The sequence below is a fragment of the Nonomuraea sp. NPDC049269 genome, assembly GCF_043197155.1.
In the GTDB taxonomy this organism is placed as follows: domain Bacteria; phylum Actinomycetota; class Actinomycetes; order Streptosporangiales; family Streptosporangiaceae; genus Nonomuraea.
The window spans coordinates 386,958-403,224 of the sequence record NZ_JBICSO010000007.1 but is presented as its reverse complement, the minus strand read 5'-3'; the positions used below and the strand labels follow the sequence as shown (position 1 = coordinate 403,224).

Genomic DNA, 16,267 nt, shown 5'->3' with positions numbered 1-16,267 from the left:
GCGGCAGAATTCACCGCATGCGCGTCGAGGAGCTGTCCACGGCCGAACGCCGGGTGTGGGACGCGTTCCCCCAGGGCGAGCTGGTCGACTTCCGTACCGGTAAACCGGACGAGGACTCCCCAAGCGCGAGCTGGGGCCCGGAACGGACGATCCGCGCGAAGGTGATCGCCGAGCTGCTGCTGCGGGACGAACCACGGCAGTCACAAGCCCTGCGCGTCAAAGGCGCGCGCATCACCGGACTCCTGGACCTGTCCCACTCCACCGTCGCCCACCCGGTGCGGTTCCTGTCCTGCGACTTCGAGCGGGTGCCGCGCCTGTACTGGGCCCGCTGCCAGCAGTTGAGCTTCACCGAGTCCCGGCTGCCGGGGCTGTCGGCCTCGAACGCCCAGATCGGCGGCCATCTGCGGCTGGAGGGCTGCCTGTTCACCGGGCTGGTGGACCTGCGCGGCGCACAGATCGCGGGCAGCCTGACGCTCGACCGCGCCCACGCGCGCACGCCGGGGTTGGCGATCGACTGCGACCGGCTCCAGGCCGATCGCGGGATCGCCGCCATCGGGCTGCGCTCCGAGGGCCACGTCCGGCTCTCCAACGTCAAGGTCAGCGGTACGTTGATCATGGACGACGCCCGGCTGACCGCCTCTGACGGGCACGCCCTGACGCTGGACGGGCTCGTCGCCGACGGCAACGTGTTCTGCCGGTGCATGACGGTCACCGGAATGATCAGCCTCCGCAACGCCCGCGTGAGCGGGCCCCTCGCCCTGACCGGCACCACCATCGACCACCCCGGCGAGATGGCCTTACGCGGCTCGCGGATCACCGCCGAAGGCGGCCTCTACCTGGGCGGGACCTTCGCCGCGACCGGCACGGTACGCCTGGCCGACTCGCGCGTCGACCGCGAGCTCAACCTGAACGGCGCCCATCTGGACAACCCAGGCGGCGTCGCGCTCCAGGCGGAGGAGATCCAGGTCGAAGGCACGATCGAGGCACGCGGGCTCACCGCGCGCGGCCGGGTCTGCCTGTCCCAGGCCCGCGTCACCGGATCCCTGCGCCTGGCCGGCGCCGACCTCTCCGCCCCTGGCGAGGTGGCGCTGGACGCCGACGGCGTGTCCATCGGCGGCGGGCTGGCCTGCGTGGACGGGTTCCGCGCCGAAGGTGAGGTACGGCTGGCCGACGCCACCATCGGCACGTTCGCCGACTTCGACGGCGCCCGCCTGAGCAACCCCGGCGGCAGGACGCTGGACGCGGCCGCGGCGACCATCGGCAGCGGGCTGTCCTGCGGGCACGGCTTCACCTCGGAAGGCGAGGTCGCGCTGATCGGGACCCGGGTCCGCCGGCTCGTGACCCTCAACGGTGCCACGCTGTCCAATCCCGGCGGCCGGGCGCTGGCGGCCTGGCAACTGGAGGCCAGTGAGCTGTACCTGCGCCCGAAGGAGGTGCCCGAGGGCATCGTCGACCTGCGACACGCCCGCATCGGGGTGCTGCGTGACGACGCGGCCACCTGGTCACCGGGCCGGCAGGACGGCCTGACGTACGAGGTGCTGGATCCCACGCTGCCCGCCGCCCGGCGCCTGGCCTGGCTGGAAGACGGCGCGGACGAGTACGTGCCGCAGCCGTACGAGCAGCTGGCCGGCATCTACCGGCGGCTCGGGCACGATGAGGAGGCTCGCACGGTCCTGCTGGCCAAGCAGCGGCGGCGGCGCGCCACGCTGGGCGGGCCCGCCCGCGCGTGGGGCGCGCTGCAGGACGTCACAGTCGGATACGGCTACCGGCCGATGCGCGCCGCCGCCTGGTTCGTCGCCCTGCTCGTCCTGGGGGCGGCGGTGTTCGCGCTCGACCCCCCGCCGCCCGCCGAGGCAGGCAAGGGGCCCGCGTTCAACGCCGTGGTGTACGCCCTGGACCTGCTGTTCCCGTTGATCGACTTCGGTCAGGAGAAGGCGTTCCAGCCGGTCGGCGGCGGTCAGTGGGTCGCCTACGGCCTGGTGCTGGCGGGCTGGATCCTGGTCACCACCATCGTCACCGGCATCACCCGGGCCCTGTCCCGTCAGTGACCGGTCAGGGGACGATGAGCGCCTGCCAGGACGGCGGCATGTTGCGGGCCACCTCGATCCCCGAGAACACCGACGGCTCCTGCGGACCGTGCTTCTTCGCCCAGGCGGCCATCTGCGCCAGCCCGTCGGCCAGCGGCACCTCGCCGGTACCGACGCCGAGCAGCTCGCGGGCCTTGTCATGGGAGGAGTAGGCGTGCACCACCTCGTGGCGCGCGGGCAGATGCCGGACGCGGAGCGGCGCGTCCATGGCCGCCGCCACCGCGCCGGCCAGTTCGTTGACCGTGTACGGCCGGTCGCCGCCGATGTTGAACGTCTCCCCGTAGGCCCGCGGGTTGCCGATGGACCGGGCGATCGGGAGCGCGACGTCGTCGATGTGGCTGAAGGCCCGGGTCTGCTCGCCGTCCCCGAAGATCGTGCACTCCTCGCCGCGCAGGATCTGGTTCATGAAGATGCCGATGACGTTGCGGTAGCGGTCGCCGATGTTCTGCCGCTCGCCGTACACGTTGTGCGGGCGGAAGATGATGTACGGCAGGCCGAACATCTCGTGCGTGACCTTCAACTCCTGCTCGACCGCGTACTTGGCGATGCCGTACGGGTCCACCGGCGCGGGCACCAGGTCTTCGGTCATCGGCGGCTCGGCGTGGCCGTACACGGCGATGGAGGAGGTGAAGACGAAACACCGGACGGTCCCGGTGTTGACCGCCGCGTTGATGAGGTTGACGCTGCCGATCACGTTGTTGGTGTAGTTGTAACGCTTGATGAAATGGCTCAGTCCCTCGGCGGCGTACGCGGCCAGGTGGAAGACGTAGTCGAACTTCCACTCCGCGAACAACGCGTCCACCACCTCGGGGTCGCAGACGCTGCCGTGGTGGAAGAGGGCGCCGTCCGGCACGTTGGCCGGGTCGCCGCCGGACAGGTCGTCGAGCACCACCACGCGATGGCCGGCCCGGAGCAGGTCGGCCGCCACATGCGAGCCGATGAAGCCCGCGCCGCCGGTGACCAGCGAGGTATGGGTCATGACAGAGACTCCTTCGCTACAGGGTGAGGGGAGAGCGTGCGCCGCGGCCGGAGCCAGCGCAGGAGGACCGCCGCGTGGACGAGCGCGCCGGCGGCCAGCACGCCCACCGCGCCGAGCGCCCCGGCCCAGGGCACGACGACGGCGGCCAGCGCCACCACCGCCAGCAGCGACACCACCGCACCCACCGCGGTGGCGCGCAGCGCCAGGGGAGTGGCGTTCTCCATCACGTAGCTGGCGCTGCCCACCGCGAAGATGACCGGCACGCAGGCCACGTACAGGATGACGACGCCCAGACCGCCGAGCGGGCGCAGCAGGAGCGGCGCCACGCAGGAGACGGCCGCCACATAAGGGGTTCCGGCCAGCAGCAGCAGGCGCAGCCAGCGGGACAGCCGGTCGAAGGCCGCGGTCAGGTCACGCTGGTTCAGCGCCTGGGAGACGCCGGGCTGCAGGACGCGCAGCAGGTAGCCGAACGCGTTGAGCAGTGTTCCCGAGGCGATGGAGGCCATGTAGAGCCCGGTGCTCTCCGCCTGCGCGCCGGTCACCGAGAGCGTCACGAACAGCAGGCTCATCGACACCCCCGCGACCACGTCGGGGATCGCCATCAGCAGGGACGTCCCCACCGCGACGCGTACCAGGACCCGGCGCCGCAGCCCGGCGAAGCTCGGCCGCAGCCCGGCCAGCAGCGCCACGTTGAGCACGGTCACGGTCGTCAGCCACAGGGCCAGGAACGCCACGGGCGAGGCGTGTCCCGTCGCCGCCGCGCCCGTCGAGCAGGCTAGTCCCGTGGCCAGGATGAGATGGTTGGCCACGTCGCGGCCCGGCTTGCCGATGGCCCGGCTCAGGCCGACCAGCACCTGGTTGGCGCCGACGCTGATCGCGTACAGGCCGGCCAGCCCGGCCAGCACCCACGGGCCGTTGTGCCCGAGGAGCAGCACGCCCCCCAGGACCGCGACCGCGACCGCCAGCAGCAGCCCGGCCAGCGCCACGAAGACGCCGACCAGCAGGCCGACGGTGTGCCGCGCCCGCGGGATCAGCTTCAGCGCGCACTTCTCGATCCCGATCGAGGCCAGAGGCGTGAGGAACGCGGCGCCGCCCATCGCCTGGGCGTAGCCGGCGTAGTCCCCGGAGCTCCAGAACGCCAGCAGCACGACGTTGGCCAGCAGCAGCGTCCCCCGGAAGGCGGCCCGCCCGCCGAGCAGCACCATGAGCTGTCTCGGTGCCGCGAGTCTCATGCGGGCGGCGTGCCGTAGTCGGAGGTGACGAATCTCCCCTTGCCGCCGGGGGTGATCTGGACGGACTCGGCGGGCACCACCTCCAGGGGGAACTCGCCGCCGGCCAGGCCGAAGAGCTTGTCCCGCACGGTCGCCAGCACCTCGCCCGCCGTGCCGGCGCTGGGCACGACGTGCACCCGCACCAGGCCCGCCGTGTCCTGGTGCACGAAGCACTCGCTGATGCCCGGATGGGTGGCGGCCAGGTGGAGGAAGGCGTCGGGGTAGAGCCGCTCGCCCGACGGGAGCGTGACGTAGTCGTTGCTGCGCCCCGTGGTGAGCCGCAGGGTGCGGAAGCGGCGGCCGCAACGGCAGCGGCCGGGCTCGATGAGGCCGATGTCGCCCAGGCTGTAGCGCAGCAGCGGCATGGCCCGTTCCATGAACGCGGTGACGACCACCTGCCCGGCCTCGCCGTCCGGGACCGGGTCGCCCGCCGCGTCGACGATCTCGCAGTAGACGCGGTCCTCGCCCAGGTGCGCGCGGCCGTACCGGCAGTCGTAGGAGACGTTGAGCACCTCGAAGGCCGAGTACTCGTCGAAGACCGGAGCGCCGAACCGCTCGGCGAACATCGCCCGGTGCTCGGGCAGCAGCAGCTCCGACTCGGTCAGCACGATGCGCAGCGTCCGCCGCAGCCGGGCGAGCTCGTCCGGGGTGAGCTCGCGCAGCAGGGCCCGCAGGTGCACGGGGTAGCCGATCAGCACCTTGGGCCGGTTGGCCAGCAGGTCCGCCTTGATCTCGCGCATCGGCCGGTGGGAGAGGATCACATGCCGCCGGAACAGCCCGAACCGCTCGAACGCCCTGGCCGGCGGCGCGAACGGCCGGATGTGGCTGAGCCGGTCGGTCGGCAGGTAACGGCCCGTCGCCAGGAACCGGCGCACGCACGCGGCCATGTGGTAGTCGTGGCTGTCGCGGTCGTGCAGGATCCGGACCCGGCGGCCGGTGCTGCCGCTCGTCTGGAAGGAATGGCACCGCTCCTGGTCGACGCCGTCGGCGAGCAGCCGCTCCAGCGGCTGCTCACGCAGCACCTGCTTGTCCAGCACCGGCAGCTCGGCCAGCTCGGCGAGGTCGCGGAGGGGGCCGCGGGCGTAGCGCGGGTCATCGCGGTAGTACGGCACCCGCGTACGGGCCAGCTCCAGCATCCGGTTGACCCCGCGAAGCTGGCGACGGCGCAGCCCCGCGGCGCTGCCGTACTGCCGCGCGATGCTGAGCGGGACATAGCCCGCCTCGCGGATGATCATCGCTACACGCTCTCCGAGCGGGCCTGGAGCGCCTTCGGCGTGAGCTTGCGGCCCAGCGACTCCCACCAGCGCTGCGGGCTGAGGAAGACGACGAGCGCCAGCACCACATGAACGGCGATGAAGGCGTACGCCTCGTACTTGCTCGGCGCGTGACCGATGAACACGCTCATGTGTGTGGCCCAGTCCCAGACCTCGGGGATGGTGATGAAGGCGGGGTCGACGTGGTTGTTGACCGTGAGGAACGCCAGGTCCTCCAGGCCCGACAGCATCAGCAGCAGCATGCCGTAGCCGAGCCGGCGTACCGTCCCCGCCGAGCCGCCGCCCAGCCGGAACGCCATGGCCAGGGAGACGATGATCAACGGGGTCAGCGTGAGGACGTGGTAGTAGAGGTCGTAGTACGCCTCACGGGTCCCGGCCACCTCGGAGCCGAAGAAGAAGATCTTGGGCACGAAGTAGAGGAAGTACAGCAGGAACGCCGCCGGGATCACCAGCACCGGCAGCCGGATCCGCCTGGCCCACTCCACGTCCAGCCTGGATATCGCCTCGGTGGCGAAGACGAACGGCAGCAGCTTCACCAGGAAGATCCACAGCGACTTCACCTGGCGGTCGTGCGGCAGCCCGAACCAGACGAACGCCGCGGCGATCACCGCCAGCGCCACGAAGATCAGGAAGCCGACGTGCTTGCGGGGGATCATTCTGAACCTCTCGTATCAGGCTCGATCACGAACCGGAGGGTGCGCAGCGCTTCATCCAGAGCGGATTCCAGCTGCTCGCGCGTGTCGGCCACCATGACCAGGTAGCCGAGCTTGTTGCCTGCCTGCGTGTAGGCGCGTACGTGCTCGCCTGCCGTCTTGAACACCTGGACGTCGACGACCTCGGGCATCCGCCGGAGCTCGTCGAGGCCCTCGATCGCGGTGAGCACGCCGTCGACGTCGGCGGCCAGGATCCGCAGCACGGCCGTCCTGCGGCAGGAGACGCTGATGCGCAGCGGCTCGCCCAGGGCCAGCCGGATGGCCGCCTCGACGGTGTTCAGCCCGAACGCGTGCTGGACCATCAGCGGCATGCCGTTGCCGCCCAGCCTGGCGCCCATCTCGATGAAGCAGATGTCGCCGCCGGGAGTGAGCACGAAGTCGAAGTTCACCGGCCCCTGCCGGTGGCCGACCGCCGCGCAGATCGCGCTGACCGCCTCGCTCAGCCGGGCGTGGACGTCGTCGTCGAGGTCGGCGGGGACGATGTGGGACAGGCTGATCATCGCCGGCGGCCCGGTGATGACGCGGTCGGTGACCGCCATGAAGGCCAGCTCGCCGTCGGCGAAGAAGGACTCCACGGCGCAGTGCCGCCCGGCCACCAGCTCTTCGACGATCACCTGCCGGGAGAAGGAGTGCTTCCAGGCGTGCTCGATGGCGCCCACCAGCCCGGCGGGGCCGTCGAGCACGGTGATGCCCTTGCTGCCCGAGGAGTCGGCCGGCTTGACGATCAGCGGATAGCCCAGACGGCCGGCCGCTTCGGTGAGCTCGTCGATGCTGTCGTGCTGGGCGTGGCGGTAGGTGGGCAGGCCGAGCCGGCCGACCACGTCACGGAAGAACCCTTTGTCCACCGAGCAGCGCAGCGCGTCCGGGGCGGGCTGGTGGGCGGTGCGGTAGAAGCGGCTCAGCTCGGCGACCGCCTCCTGGGCCGCGTCGCTGGCCGGCGAGATGACGGCCGCCACGTCGATCGGGCCGAGGGCCTGGGCGATCCCTTCTGGATCCCGGCTGGTCATGCAGAGGAAATGATCCGCCTCCGCGGCACCGAGGGCGTCCGGGCGCTGGTCCACGCCGATCACCCGGTAGCCGAGCCGGCGGCCCTCGCGGTAGGCGGGAATCTGGTCCTCGCCGCCGCCGAGCACGATGAGGTTCCTCATGAGGCGTTCTCCCATACCTCGGTGCCGACATAGGGGGTCTCGTAGCCGTACAGGGCCTCGTCCGCCCGGATCGGGATGTTGGCCTCCCTGATCTGGTAGCGGGGCATACCGATCGCCTGCACGCGCATCATCCGTACGAGATAGCGGGCGACCACCGCGAGCGTGACGAGCGTGATCAGGCCGGTGACCAGGCTGGCCTCCGCCAGCTCGGTCGGGCCGAACCGGCCCGCCAGCGCCAGCGCCAGGACCGCCACCCCGGCCACCACCACGACGGCGGCCAGCGCGCTCAGCCACACCAGCGGCCGGAAGGAGAACCCGACGAAGAGCTCGACGGCATGGGAGACCAGCTTGCGCAGGTTCCACTTGCCCTGGCCGTCGACGCGCGGGCGGTGCGAGGTGGGCAGCGTGGTGTAGCGGGCGCCGAGCAGCGGCGCGGTGGCGATGAAGTACGGCGTGGAGAGCCGGCTGTCCACCACCTTGCGCGCCACGCTGGTCTTGACGATCCGGAACACCGACGCGCCGGGTGGCAGTTCGATGCCCAGCCAGCGGCGGGCGATCAGCTGGTGGCCGCTCGTGCCGAGCCGCCGGTACCAGGGGTCCTGCCGGTTCTCGCGGACCGCGAACACCACGTCGTACCCTTCGAGCGCCTTGTCCACCAGGCGGTGCATCTCTTCCGGCGGAGACTGGAGATCGGCGTCGAACTGCACGGTCCACGGCTTCGAGGCGTACTTGAAGCCGGCGGAGAACGCCGCCTCCAGCCCGAAGTTGCGGGCGAAGGAGAGGTACTTGACTCGGGGGTCCGCGGCGGCGAAGCCCTTGATCGCCTCAAGGGTGCCGTCCGTGCTCCCGTCGTCGACGAAGAGCAGCTCGACGTCGTCGTAGGCGGCCAGCTCGGACCGGATCTCCTGGTACGCCCGCTCGACGCAGTCGATCTCGTTGTAGCACGGGATCATGGCGGTGATACCCGGCCGTGGCCGGTCCGCCGGTTTCGTGATCGGTGGCTTCTCCCGCAGAGAGGAATCAGACATCCGCCGCAGCCCCTTTCTCCATCGGCTTGTCCGGCGGCACGTTCGGCGGATCCCCGGAGGGATCGAGCACCTTGACGAGCTTGATCTTGCCGTTGGACTCCGGGGCGATCTCCTGGACCGGCAGGACCGTGACCTCGAGGTCGGGTGCCGCGCGCAAGACCGAGTCCCGGATGTCGCCCGGCACGCCGGGACGGGCGTCGTGGGCCAGCACCACCCGCACGTCAACGGACCCCGGCCGGCGCTGGACCAGTTGCATGCGGCTCACCTCGGGGAAGTCCTGCACGGCGTAGGTGAGGAAGTCGCCGTAGTAGCGCCTGCCGTCGGCGCCGGCGATCCGGTCCTGGCTGCGGCCGATCACCTCCCGCACGATCGGGGTCCGGGCCACCCCGCACGGGCAGTCGTTCGGACCGATCCGGACCCGGTCGCCGAGCCGGTAGCGGATCAACGGCATCGCCTCGCTGTGCAGCCGGGTGATGAGGATGTCACCCTCGCCGTCCTCCACCGAGACGGTCCCGTCCTCGTGCTCGACCTCCACCACCAGGTCGGACGTACGCAGGTGCAGCGCCCCTCGCGGGCAGGTGCGGGCGATGGTGAAGACCTCGACGGAGGCGTACACCTCCCGATGGGCCGCGCCGAAGTAGTCGAGGATGTGCGCCCGCGCGGCCGGCGACAGCCTTTCGCCGCCGAACAGCACGGTCCGGACGCCCTGGTGCTGGATGCCGCGCCGCCGCAGCTCGTCGACGACGCTGCGGATGACGTTGGGGAATCCGATCAGGAAGGTCGGCCGGGCCGCCAGGAACGCCGCCACCTGCTCGTCCAGCGAGCGGCTCGTCGGTATGTGGAAGTTCCGCAGCACGCCGAACCGCTCCAGCGGATGGCGCAGGAAGGGGTTGACCCGGAAGTAGGCGATCCGGTCGGTGGGGCGCAGCCTGTTGGACAGCATGTCCTGGAGGTAGGTCGCGCGCAGGTAGCCGAGATCCCGTTCCGAGTTGCGGATCGTGATCGGGATGCCGGAGGAGCCGCTGGTCGTGGCCGCGCGGGTGTTCTCGGCGGTGAAGCCGGTCGCGAGCAGTTCGTCGCCGGCCGCGCCGTGCAGGTCCATGCGGTCCAGCACGGGGAAGCCGGCCAGGTCACGGGCGCTCTGTAATCGCTCGACCAGGGCTGGGTCGAGGAGCCGCCGGTAGTGGGGGACGTTCTCGTAGGCGTGGCGTACCAGGGTGCGTAACAGCCCTGCCTGGAGGTCCAGTTGCTCGGCGTGGCCGAGGCGCTCCCGCCGCCGGATCCGGGCCAGATGGTAGGCGACCGGCGCGAGATTGATCGTGGATCGAAGCCTGCTCAGGGGGCCACCTCGCTCAGCTGAAGGTGTTCTGGTCGTGCACGAGCAGCCACTGTCCGTCGAATCGGGCGAAGTACAGCGTGAGGTAATAGGACTTCTCGTACGGCCGGCCTTCGGCGTCCAGATCGGCGTACGCGACGGACAGCACCACGAATGCTGATTCGCCGAAGGTCTCCGTCCGGATGACCGCCGTCTTGAGCGACCAATCCGGGTCCCCGAACCAGGCGACGTGGAACTCGCCGATCGCGTCCTTTCCGGTCAGCAGTTTTCCGTTGGGCAGAATCACCGAGGCGTCCGGGTGGACGGTGGCCAGGAATCCGTCCAGGTCACGCGTTTCTATCGCGCGCAAATGCGCGGCGAGCGCTTGTGAGAATTCCATCTAGGTCGCCGCGGTGGTCAGGTCGGCGTGGCCCGTGACTTCTTTGGCGTGCCACGTTTGCGGGTGCCGGCGGAACCAGGCGATGGTGTGCAACAGCCCCTCCTCGATCGGTGTCCGCGGCTCCCAGCCCAGCCGGGTCCTGGCCAGCGTGATGTCGGGGCGGCGCACAGTCGGGTCGTCCTGGGGACGCGGCGTGAACTCGATCTCCGACGCGGAGCCGGTGAGCTCTCTGATCCACTCGGCCAGGGCGAGCACGGACAGCTCGTGCGGGTTGCCGATGTTGACCGGGCCGTCCAGGTCCGAGTTGCACAGCCGGACGATCCCCTCGATCAGGTCGTCCACGTAGCAGATGGACCTGGTCTGGCTGCCGTCACCGGTGACCGTGATCGGCTCGCCGAGCAGCGCCTGGCGGACGAACGTGGGGATCGCCCGCCCGTCGAACGGCCGCATCCGAGGCCCGAACGTGTTGAAGATCCGCAGGATCGCCGTGTCGACGCCGTGGGCCCGGCGGTAGGCCATGGTCGTGGCCTCGGCGAACCGCTTGGCCTCGTCGTAGACCCCGCGTGGTCCCACCGGGTTGACGTTGCCCCAGTAGGTCTCCGGCTGCGGGTGGACCAGCGGGTCGCCGTACGTCTCCGAGGTCGAGGCGAGCACGAACCGCGCGCCCTTCTCCTTGGCCAGCTCCAGCGCGTTGAACGTGCCGTTGGAGCCGACGCGCAGCGTGTCGATCGGTAATCGCAGGTAGTCCGTCGGCGAGGCGGGGGAGGCGAAGTGCAGGACGGCGTCCAGGTCGCCGGGGATGACGAGGTGCAGCGACACGTCGGTGCGGACCAGCCGGAAGCGTTCCTCGGCCATGAGGTGCTCGACGTTGGCCAGCGATCCGGTGAGAAAGTTGTCGACGCAGACGACCTGATGACCTTCGGCCAGAAACCGTTCACAGAGATGCGAGCCGAGAAATCCGGCGCCACCGGTAATGGCCACGGTGGGCCGACTCATAAGCGCAGCTCAGGAATTTGCCCGGTCAGGGCGCCCGAACAAGACAAGGTGGATCCTCCTGCTTTACTTACGCAGCGGAAGCCGGCCGCCTCTACTTTTGGTAATGCGCCGAGCCGTGTTGCGTAAGATGTTAATGTCCCCCGCTTTTTCGATTGCGGGGCGATGCTATGTCCGGCTACTCGTCAACGTCAAGACATCCTTCGTAAACATTGGCCGGTCGGGTAGGAGTTTTCGCGCCCCGCTTCCATTCGGTGACCGCTCGCCTGCGTTGCGAATAATCGGGCGTCCCGATCGCCCGTGGCCATGAGGCGGTGGCGGGCCCGTGAGGCGCCCGCCACCGCCACGAGAGCACCGACGCCGTTGATCAACCTCATCACGCTCCCAGGGTCCCCGGGGATCTTCACTGGAAACGATCTACGTTGGCACCCGAGGCTGTCAACCGGCGCGGCGGGTCACCGGCTGATGCTGGGCGTCTCCCAGGTCGCTCCGGTCCGCATGTCGATCAGCTTCAGGAAGCAGCTGCCCTGGGAGCCCACGGCGAAGGTGTAGGTCCGGGTCTCGCCGGCCGAGATGTAGAACGAGCCCTCGTCGCCGAACCAGCGCCCGTTGGCGCAGACGAGATTGAAGTCCACGTGCGCCGTGCTGCCGGAGGTCTTCTGGTAGGAGGCGTCATATCCGCGCGGATCCACATTGACGCACAAATAGCCCGCGCCCGTCGAAGTGCACTGGGACCTGGCCTCGGCGGGGGTGCCGAAGGCCAGCATGCCGCCCGCCACGACCAGCGATGAAAGGGCGGCCGTAATGGCCTGACGAGTGAGTGTCATTGTTCTCTCCTGTCTCTTGTTTCGACGGTCAGGAATTTATCAGCTCCGGGAAACCGGTCGGCCGAAAGGACGTCTTTTTAATAATGAGCCGCATTTAAGCTTCATGGTGAATTGCGGCACTCGTGGGTGGACGCAACCTTCTGCCCCCCTCATGTGTCCTTGTAGGGGTGGAGGATCCGTTCGAATCATTCGTGGCCGCGCGGCTGGCGGCGCTCTACCGCTACGCCATGGTCCTGACCGGAGACCGGCACGACGCCGAGGACCTGGTGCAGGAGGCGCTGACCAGGACCGGGGTGCACTGGCGCCGGGTCGTCCGCAAGGACGATCCGGAGGGTTACGTCCGTACGGCGATGCTGCGCATCATGGCCAACCGCTGGCGGCGTCCCCGGCGGGAGGTCACGGTGGCCGACCCACCCGAGCCCGCCGTGGAGGACAGCGGGCTGGAAGGCCTGCTCGCCGACGCGAGCCTCAGGGCACGGCTCGCCGAGCTGCCCCCGCGAATGCGCGCGGTCCTCGTGCTGCGCTACGTCGAGGAGCGCAGCGAGAAGGAGATCGCCCGCCTGCTGGGCTGCAGCACGGGCACCGTCAAGAGCCAGGCGTCACGGGCGCTCGCCAGGCTGCGCACCACTCTCGACAACCAGGAGGTCGATCATGGATGAGGTGGAGTCGCGGCTCGGCGCCGTGCTGGGCGACCCCGGCCGGACGGTTCCGCCCGCGGACCTGGCCGAGCGCGTTCACCGGGGCGTCGCGGTCAGGCGGAGGCGGCGGCGGGCGCTGGCGTTCGCCGCGGCGGCCTGCGCGGTCGCGCTGGCGGCGGCCGTACCGGTGGCGTGGCGGGAGATCGGCGGACAGGGCCAGACGGTCGCCAACTCCGTCAACGGGCTCGGCGACCTGGTCGACCTCCCTGGTTCGGCTGCCCTGCCGGCGAAGACCACGGAGGGAGCTGAGTTCTTTCCCGAGTCGCTTGGCGAGGACGGGTCCGTGCTGGGCAGGTCGCGGAAGAAGCTGTGGGAGTGGGGGCCGGAAGGCGGCCCACTGCGCCCGCTGGGTGCGGCCTCGGGCGCGACACCGGCCACCGGACCGAGTGTCCGCGTATGGCCGGGGACCAACATCGTCACTCCCCTCTATTGCCGGGACCGGAACGGCACCACACCGGTCATGCCGGAGAACATGGTCGGGACTTCGCTGTGGGTCAGCGGAGGGACGATCGTCGGCAGCGACACCACGTTGCGGCCGTGGGCGGCGAAGGGCTGCACCAAGGGGGCCGCGGTGCCCGGTGCCGCCGGAGAGGCGGTCGCGTTCTCCTATCCCGACCTGTTCGTGGCCGACCCCTCCAAGGCCAACGGCCTGCGCCAGGTGGACGTCGAGTCGGGGGCCCTGGTCGCCGAGCGCCCGCTGCCCGAGGGGGTGAACGTCCGGACCAGTGCGGATCGGTCACAACTCTGGCTGGGCGCGGCCAACCGCGACACGTTCGCCTGGGTCGTGGACGGCGTCCTCAGGACAGCGGACCGCGCCGACTGGCGGGTCACCGAGGGCCCACGCGTACCTCCGGCGGGGGAGATCATCGTGGGCGGGGGCACGCAATTGGCGGATGGACGAACTTTCAACGCCCAATACCCCCGTCTGTACGCGCGGCTCACGGCGGGTGACCGGCTCATCGCGTACAGCGGGCTCACGCCCGGCGAGGGGGCCAGCTGGCAGTCCCTGGTCTATGATCCGCGAAGCGGCCAGTCGTTCGCGTTCAAGGGCCTGGCGTACGCGGCGGGCGACTGGCTCCTGTGGAACGACGGCGCCTCCTACCGCCTGGCCCGGGTCCGGTGATCGGCCGCCACGGGCGCACCTGGATGGTGAGCGTGCTGGTGGCGCTCCCCACGGCCGTCAACCTGATGGACGACGGGCTCACCTGGATCTGGACCAGGTCCGTGCCGGATCCGCTGCTGCACGCGATCGCGCGGGCCGGGCTGCTGGACGCGTGGCTCCTGCTCGACCTCCTGGCCGCCGTGGGTGTGCTGGGCGGCGCCGCGGTCGTGGCGGTGGCCGCCCGGCGTCCGGCGGTCGCCGCCACGCTGCTCGGCCTGGTCGCGGCGCTCAGCCTCGCCGCCGTGCCGGCCGGGCCCGGCTCGACGCTCTGGTACGGCCTGGCGTACGCGGCGGCACTGCCGTTGTCGGTCAGGACGTCGAAGAGCAATTCCACCGGCAACGTGGCGGTCAAGGGGACGAGCAGGTCGAACCATTCCAGTGCGCGGCCGATGAGTGCCGGGCTCGACATCAGTTGAAAATAGCTGGCATAAAAGGTGGAATCGCGCATTGTGCCGGTATCCCGCGCATCACATGGTCTTTCCGGGGTCTGTGAGCGTGATTACCGGCACAATAGGGCGGAGTCAAGAAGCGAAGTTATGAGTCGGCGATGTCGTTCGCGGCCACATAGCCGAAGGTCATGGCCGGGCCGATGGTCGAGCCGGCGCCGGCGTAGCTGTGCCCCATGACGGCGCCGCTGGCGTTGCCGGCCGCGTACAGGCCGGGGATGACCGAGCCGTCCACCCGGAGCACTCGCGCCCGCGCGTCCGTACGCATCCCGCCCTTGGTGCCCAGATCGCCCGGGACGATCTTGAACGCGTAGAAGGGCGGCAGCCACAGCGGCGCCAGGCAGGGGTTGGGCTTGACGAAGGGGTCGGCGTAGTAGCGGTCGTAGACGCTGTCGCCACGATGGAAGTCGGTGTCCTTGCCGCTCAGCGCGAACCCGTTGAACCGGGTGACCGTGGCGCGCAGCGCCGCCGCCGGGACGCCGATCTTCTGCGCCAGCGCTTCCACCGTCGCGGCCTTGAAGGCGGCGCCGCTGGTGAACCAGGAATCGGGCAGCGGCAGCAGCGGCGCGACGTCCTTGAACAGGTAGCGGTTGCGGTAGTTCTGGTCGACGATCAGCCAGGCGGGGATGTGCGGACTCGCCGCCGTGTTGCGGTCGTACATGACGTGTACCACGTCGCTGTAGGGCGCCCCCTCGTTGACGAAGCGCACGCCGTTGCCGTTGACCAGGATGCAGCCGGGCAGCGTACGTTCGGCCAGGCAGAAGTACGGCTGGTCGGGCAGCGGGATCGCGGGGCCCCACCAGGAGTCGTCCATCAGGTCCAGCGCGGCTCCGGCGCGTTCGCCCGCCTCGATGCCGTCGCCGGTGTTCTCCTTGGCGCCGACCGTCCAGCCGGTCCCGATGGGCTGCCGCTGGAACTCCGCGCGCATCGCCGCGCTGTGCTCGAAACCGCCCGAACCCACGATGACCCCGCGGCGGGCCTTGACCAGCGTCTCCACGCCGTTCCGCGTCACGACCACGCCGGTGACGCGGCCGCCTTCGACGCGCAGGTCGAGGAGCGGGGTGTTCAGCCATACCGGCACGCCGGCCGCGAGCAGCCCGGCGCGGAGCCCGGCCGTTAGCGACTGGCCCATGGTGAGCGGCTTCTCGCCGCGAAGCGCGGCCGCGGTGCCTCTGGCCAGGCACGCGGCGCTCACCTCCAGGCCCTTCGGGTTGACCGCGCTGAGGGTCAGCCACTTGTAGTCGGCGCTGAAGACGACCAGGCCGGCCGGAGTGGGGATGTACGAGGGGTTCAGCCGGGCGAGTTCGGCGCCGAGGATGTGCCCGTCCAGTTGGTCGGGCTCGATGGAGCGGCCGTTCGGCATTCCGCCGGGGAAGTCGGGATAGTAGTCGGAGTAGCCCTCCATCCACCGGAACCGCAGCGGGCTGTTCCGGATCACGAACGAGATCATGGCTGGGCCGTTCGCCAGGAACGCCTGCTGCCGCGCGAGGGGCACCGTATCGCCGACGACGCGGGCGAGGTAGGAGGCGGCCTTGGCCGGGGTGTCCGGGACTCCGGCGGCCAGGATCACCTCGTTGTTCGGTATCCAGATCCCGGCGCCGGACCGGGCCGCCGACCCGCCGAACGTCGGCGCCTTCTCGATCACCACCGTCTGCAGGCCGCGCTTGGCCGCGGTGAGCGCGGCGGTCATCCCGGCCGCGCCCGATCCGACGATCACCACGTCATATTCGACGTCGGCGTACGCGGGTGCGCGGCCCAGGGCCGCCTCGGTCATGAGGACTCCGCCGGCGATGGCGGCGCCGCGCAGCAGGGTGCGGCGGCTGGGTCCGTCTGTGGTTGTTGCGGGGGCCGTGGCGGGCGTCGAATCGGCCATGGTGGATCGATCCCTTCAACATGCGTGCGCTGCGGGCAGCGCAGTGGTCGGAG

General features: G+C 70.3%; 15 protein-coding genes. 4 read left to right on the top strand and 11 right to left on the bottom strand.

Translation table 11 applies throughout. From position 1 onward, the window contains the following. Positions 1–17 precede the first annotated feature (17 nt). On the top strand, positions 18–2,048 hold the full coding sequence (locus tag ACGFNP_RS37445; RefSeq protein WP_393326882.1) for a hypothetical protein: 2,031 nt from the start codon (positions 18–20) through the stop codon (positions 2,046–2,048). A 4-nt stretch (positions 2,049–2,052) separates the two neighbouring features. Here ACGFNP_RS37445 and ACGFNP_RS37440 read toward each other — a convergent pair whose 3' ends face one another. From ACGFNP_RS37440 to ACGFNP_RS37395, 10 genes are all read right to left on the bottom strand, one after another. Beyond that, positions 2,053–3,066, bottom strand: coding sequence for an NAD-dependent epimerase/dehydratase family protein (locus tag ACGFNP_RS37440; RefSeq protein ID WP_393326880.1), 1,014 nt, complete (start codon positions 3,064–3,066; stop codon positions 2,053–2,055). Continuing rightward, positions 3,063–4,298 (bottom strand): hypothetical protein, encoded by a 1,236-nt coding sequence (locus tag ACGFNP_RS37435; RefSeq protein WP_358317836.1) that lies wholly within the window; start codon positions 4,296–4,298, stop codon positions 3,063–3,065. Before ACGFNP_RS37435 ends, ACGFNP_RS37440 begins: the two co-directional genes overlap by 4 nt. Then, on the bottom strand, positions 4,295–5,572 hold the full coding sequence (locus ACGFNP_RS37430; RefSeq protein ID WP_393326877.1) for a phenylacetate--CoA ligase family protein: 1,278 nt from the start codon (positions 5,570–5,572) through the stop codon (positions 4,295–4,297). Before ACGFNP_RS37430 ends, ACGFNP_RS37435 begins: the two co-directional genes overlap by 4 nt. Positions 5,573–5,574: 2 nt before the next feature. Further along, the gene (locus tag ACGFNP_RS37425) at positions 5,575–6,267 is read right to left on the bottom strand and encodes a hypothetical protein (protein WP_358317838.1); all 693 of its coding nucleotides are present in this window, start codon (positions 6,265–6,267) and stop codon (positions 5,575–5,577) included. Continuing rightward, positions 6,264–7,472 (bottom strand): ATP-grasp domain-containing protein, encoded by a 1,209-nt coding sequence (locus ACGFNP_RS37420; protein WP_358317839.1) that lies wholly within the window; start codon positions 7,470–7,472, stop codon positions 6,264–6,266. Before ACGFNP_RS37420 ends, ACGFNP_RS37425 begins: the two co-directional genes overlap by 4 nt. After that, complete coding sequence (locus ACGFNP_RS37415; protein ID WP_358317840.1) at positions 7,469–8,500, bottom strand: glycosyltransferase family 2 protein; 1,032 nt, start codon at positions 8,498–8,500, stop codon at positions 7,469–7,471. The genes ACGFNP_RS37420 and ACGFNP_RS37415 overlap by 4 nt, the downstream gene beginning before the upstream one ends. Then, positions 8,493–9,602 carry a phenylacetate--CoA ligase family protein gene (locus tag ACGFNP_RS37410; protein WP_393326873.1) on the bottom strand — a complete coding sequence of 370 codons (1,110 nt, stop codon included), beginning with the start codon at positions 9,600–9,602 and terminating at the stop codon, positions 8,493–8,495. Before ACGFNP_RS37410 ends, ACGFNP_RS37415 begins: the two co-directional genes overlap by 8 nt. Before the next feature lie 250 nt (positions 9,603–9,852). Beyond that, positions 9,853–10,215: a nuclear transport factor 2 family protein gene (locus ACGFNP_RS37405; RefSeq protein WP_358317842.1), complete on the bottom strand. Its 363-nt coding sequence runs from the start codon at positions 10,213–10,215 to the stop codon at positions 9,853–9,855. Further along, a complete protein-coding gene (locus ACGFNP_RS37400) occupies positions 10,216–11,211 on the bottom strand; it encodes a UDP-glucuronic acid decarboxylase family protein (RefSeq protein WP_358317843.1) in 996 nt (331 codons plus the stop codon). Positions 11,212–11,663: 452 nt separating this feature from the next. Further along, positions 11,664–12,035: a hypothetical protein gene (locus tag ACGFNP_RS37395; protein WP_393326868.1), complete on the bottom strand. Its 372-nt coding sequence runs from the start codon at positions 12,033–12,035 to the stop codon at positions 11,664–11,666. A gap of 167 nt (positions 12,036–12,202) precedes the next feature. Here ACGFNP_RS37395 and ACGFNP_RS37390 point away from each other — a divergent pair, with 167 nt between their 5' ends. The 3 genes from ACGFNP_RS37390 to ACGFNP_RS37380 are packed head-to-tail and all read left to right on the top strand — an operon-like array spanning position 12,203 to position 14,311. After that, on the top strand, positions 12,203–12,694 hold the full coding sequence (locus tag ACGFNP_RS37390; RefSeq protein WP_358317845.1) for a SigE family RNA polymerase sigma factor: 492 nt from the start codon (positions 12,203–12,205) through the stop codon (positions 12,692–12,694). Continuing rightward, on the top strand, positions 12,687–13,856 hold the full coding sequence (locus tag ACGFNP_RS37385; protein WP_393326865.1) for a hypothetical protein: 1,170 nt from the start codon (positions 12,687–12,689) through the stop codon (positions 13,854–13,856). Before ACGFNP_RS37390 ends, ACGFNP_RS37385 begins: the two co-directional genes overlap by 8 nt. Further along, a complete protein-coding gene (locus ACGFNP_RS37380; RefSeq protein ID WP_358317847.1) occupies positions 13,853–14,311 on the top strand; it encodes a hypothetical protein in 459 nt (152 codons plus the stop codon). Before ACGFNP_RS37385 ends, ACGFNP_RS37380 begins: the two co-directional genes overlap by 4 nt. Positions 14,312–14,429: 118 nt before the next feature. On the opposite strand, the gene kstD is transcribed toward ACGFNP_RS37380, so the two are convergent. Beyond that, complete coding sequence (kstD, locus tag ACGFNP_RS37375) at positions 14,430–16,214, bottom strand: 3-oxosteroid 1-dehydrogenase (RefSeq protein ID WP_393326862.1); 1,785 nt, start codon at positions 16,212–16,214, stop codon at positions 14,430–14,432. Between the last annotated feature and the right edge of the window lie 53 nt (positions 16,215–16,267).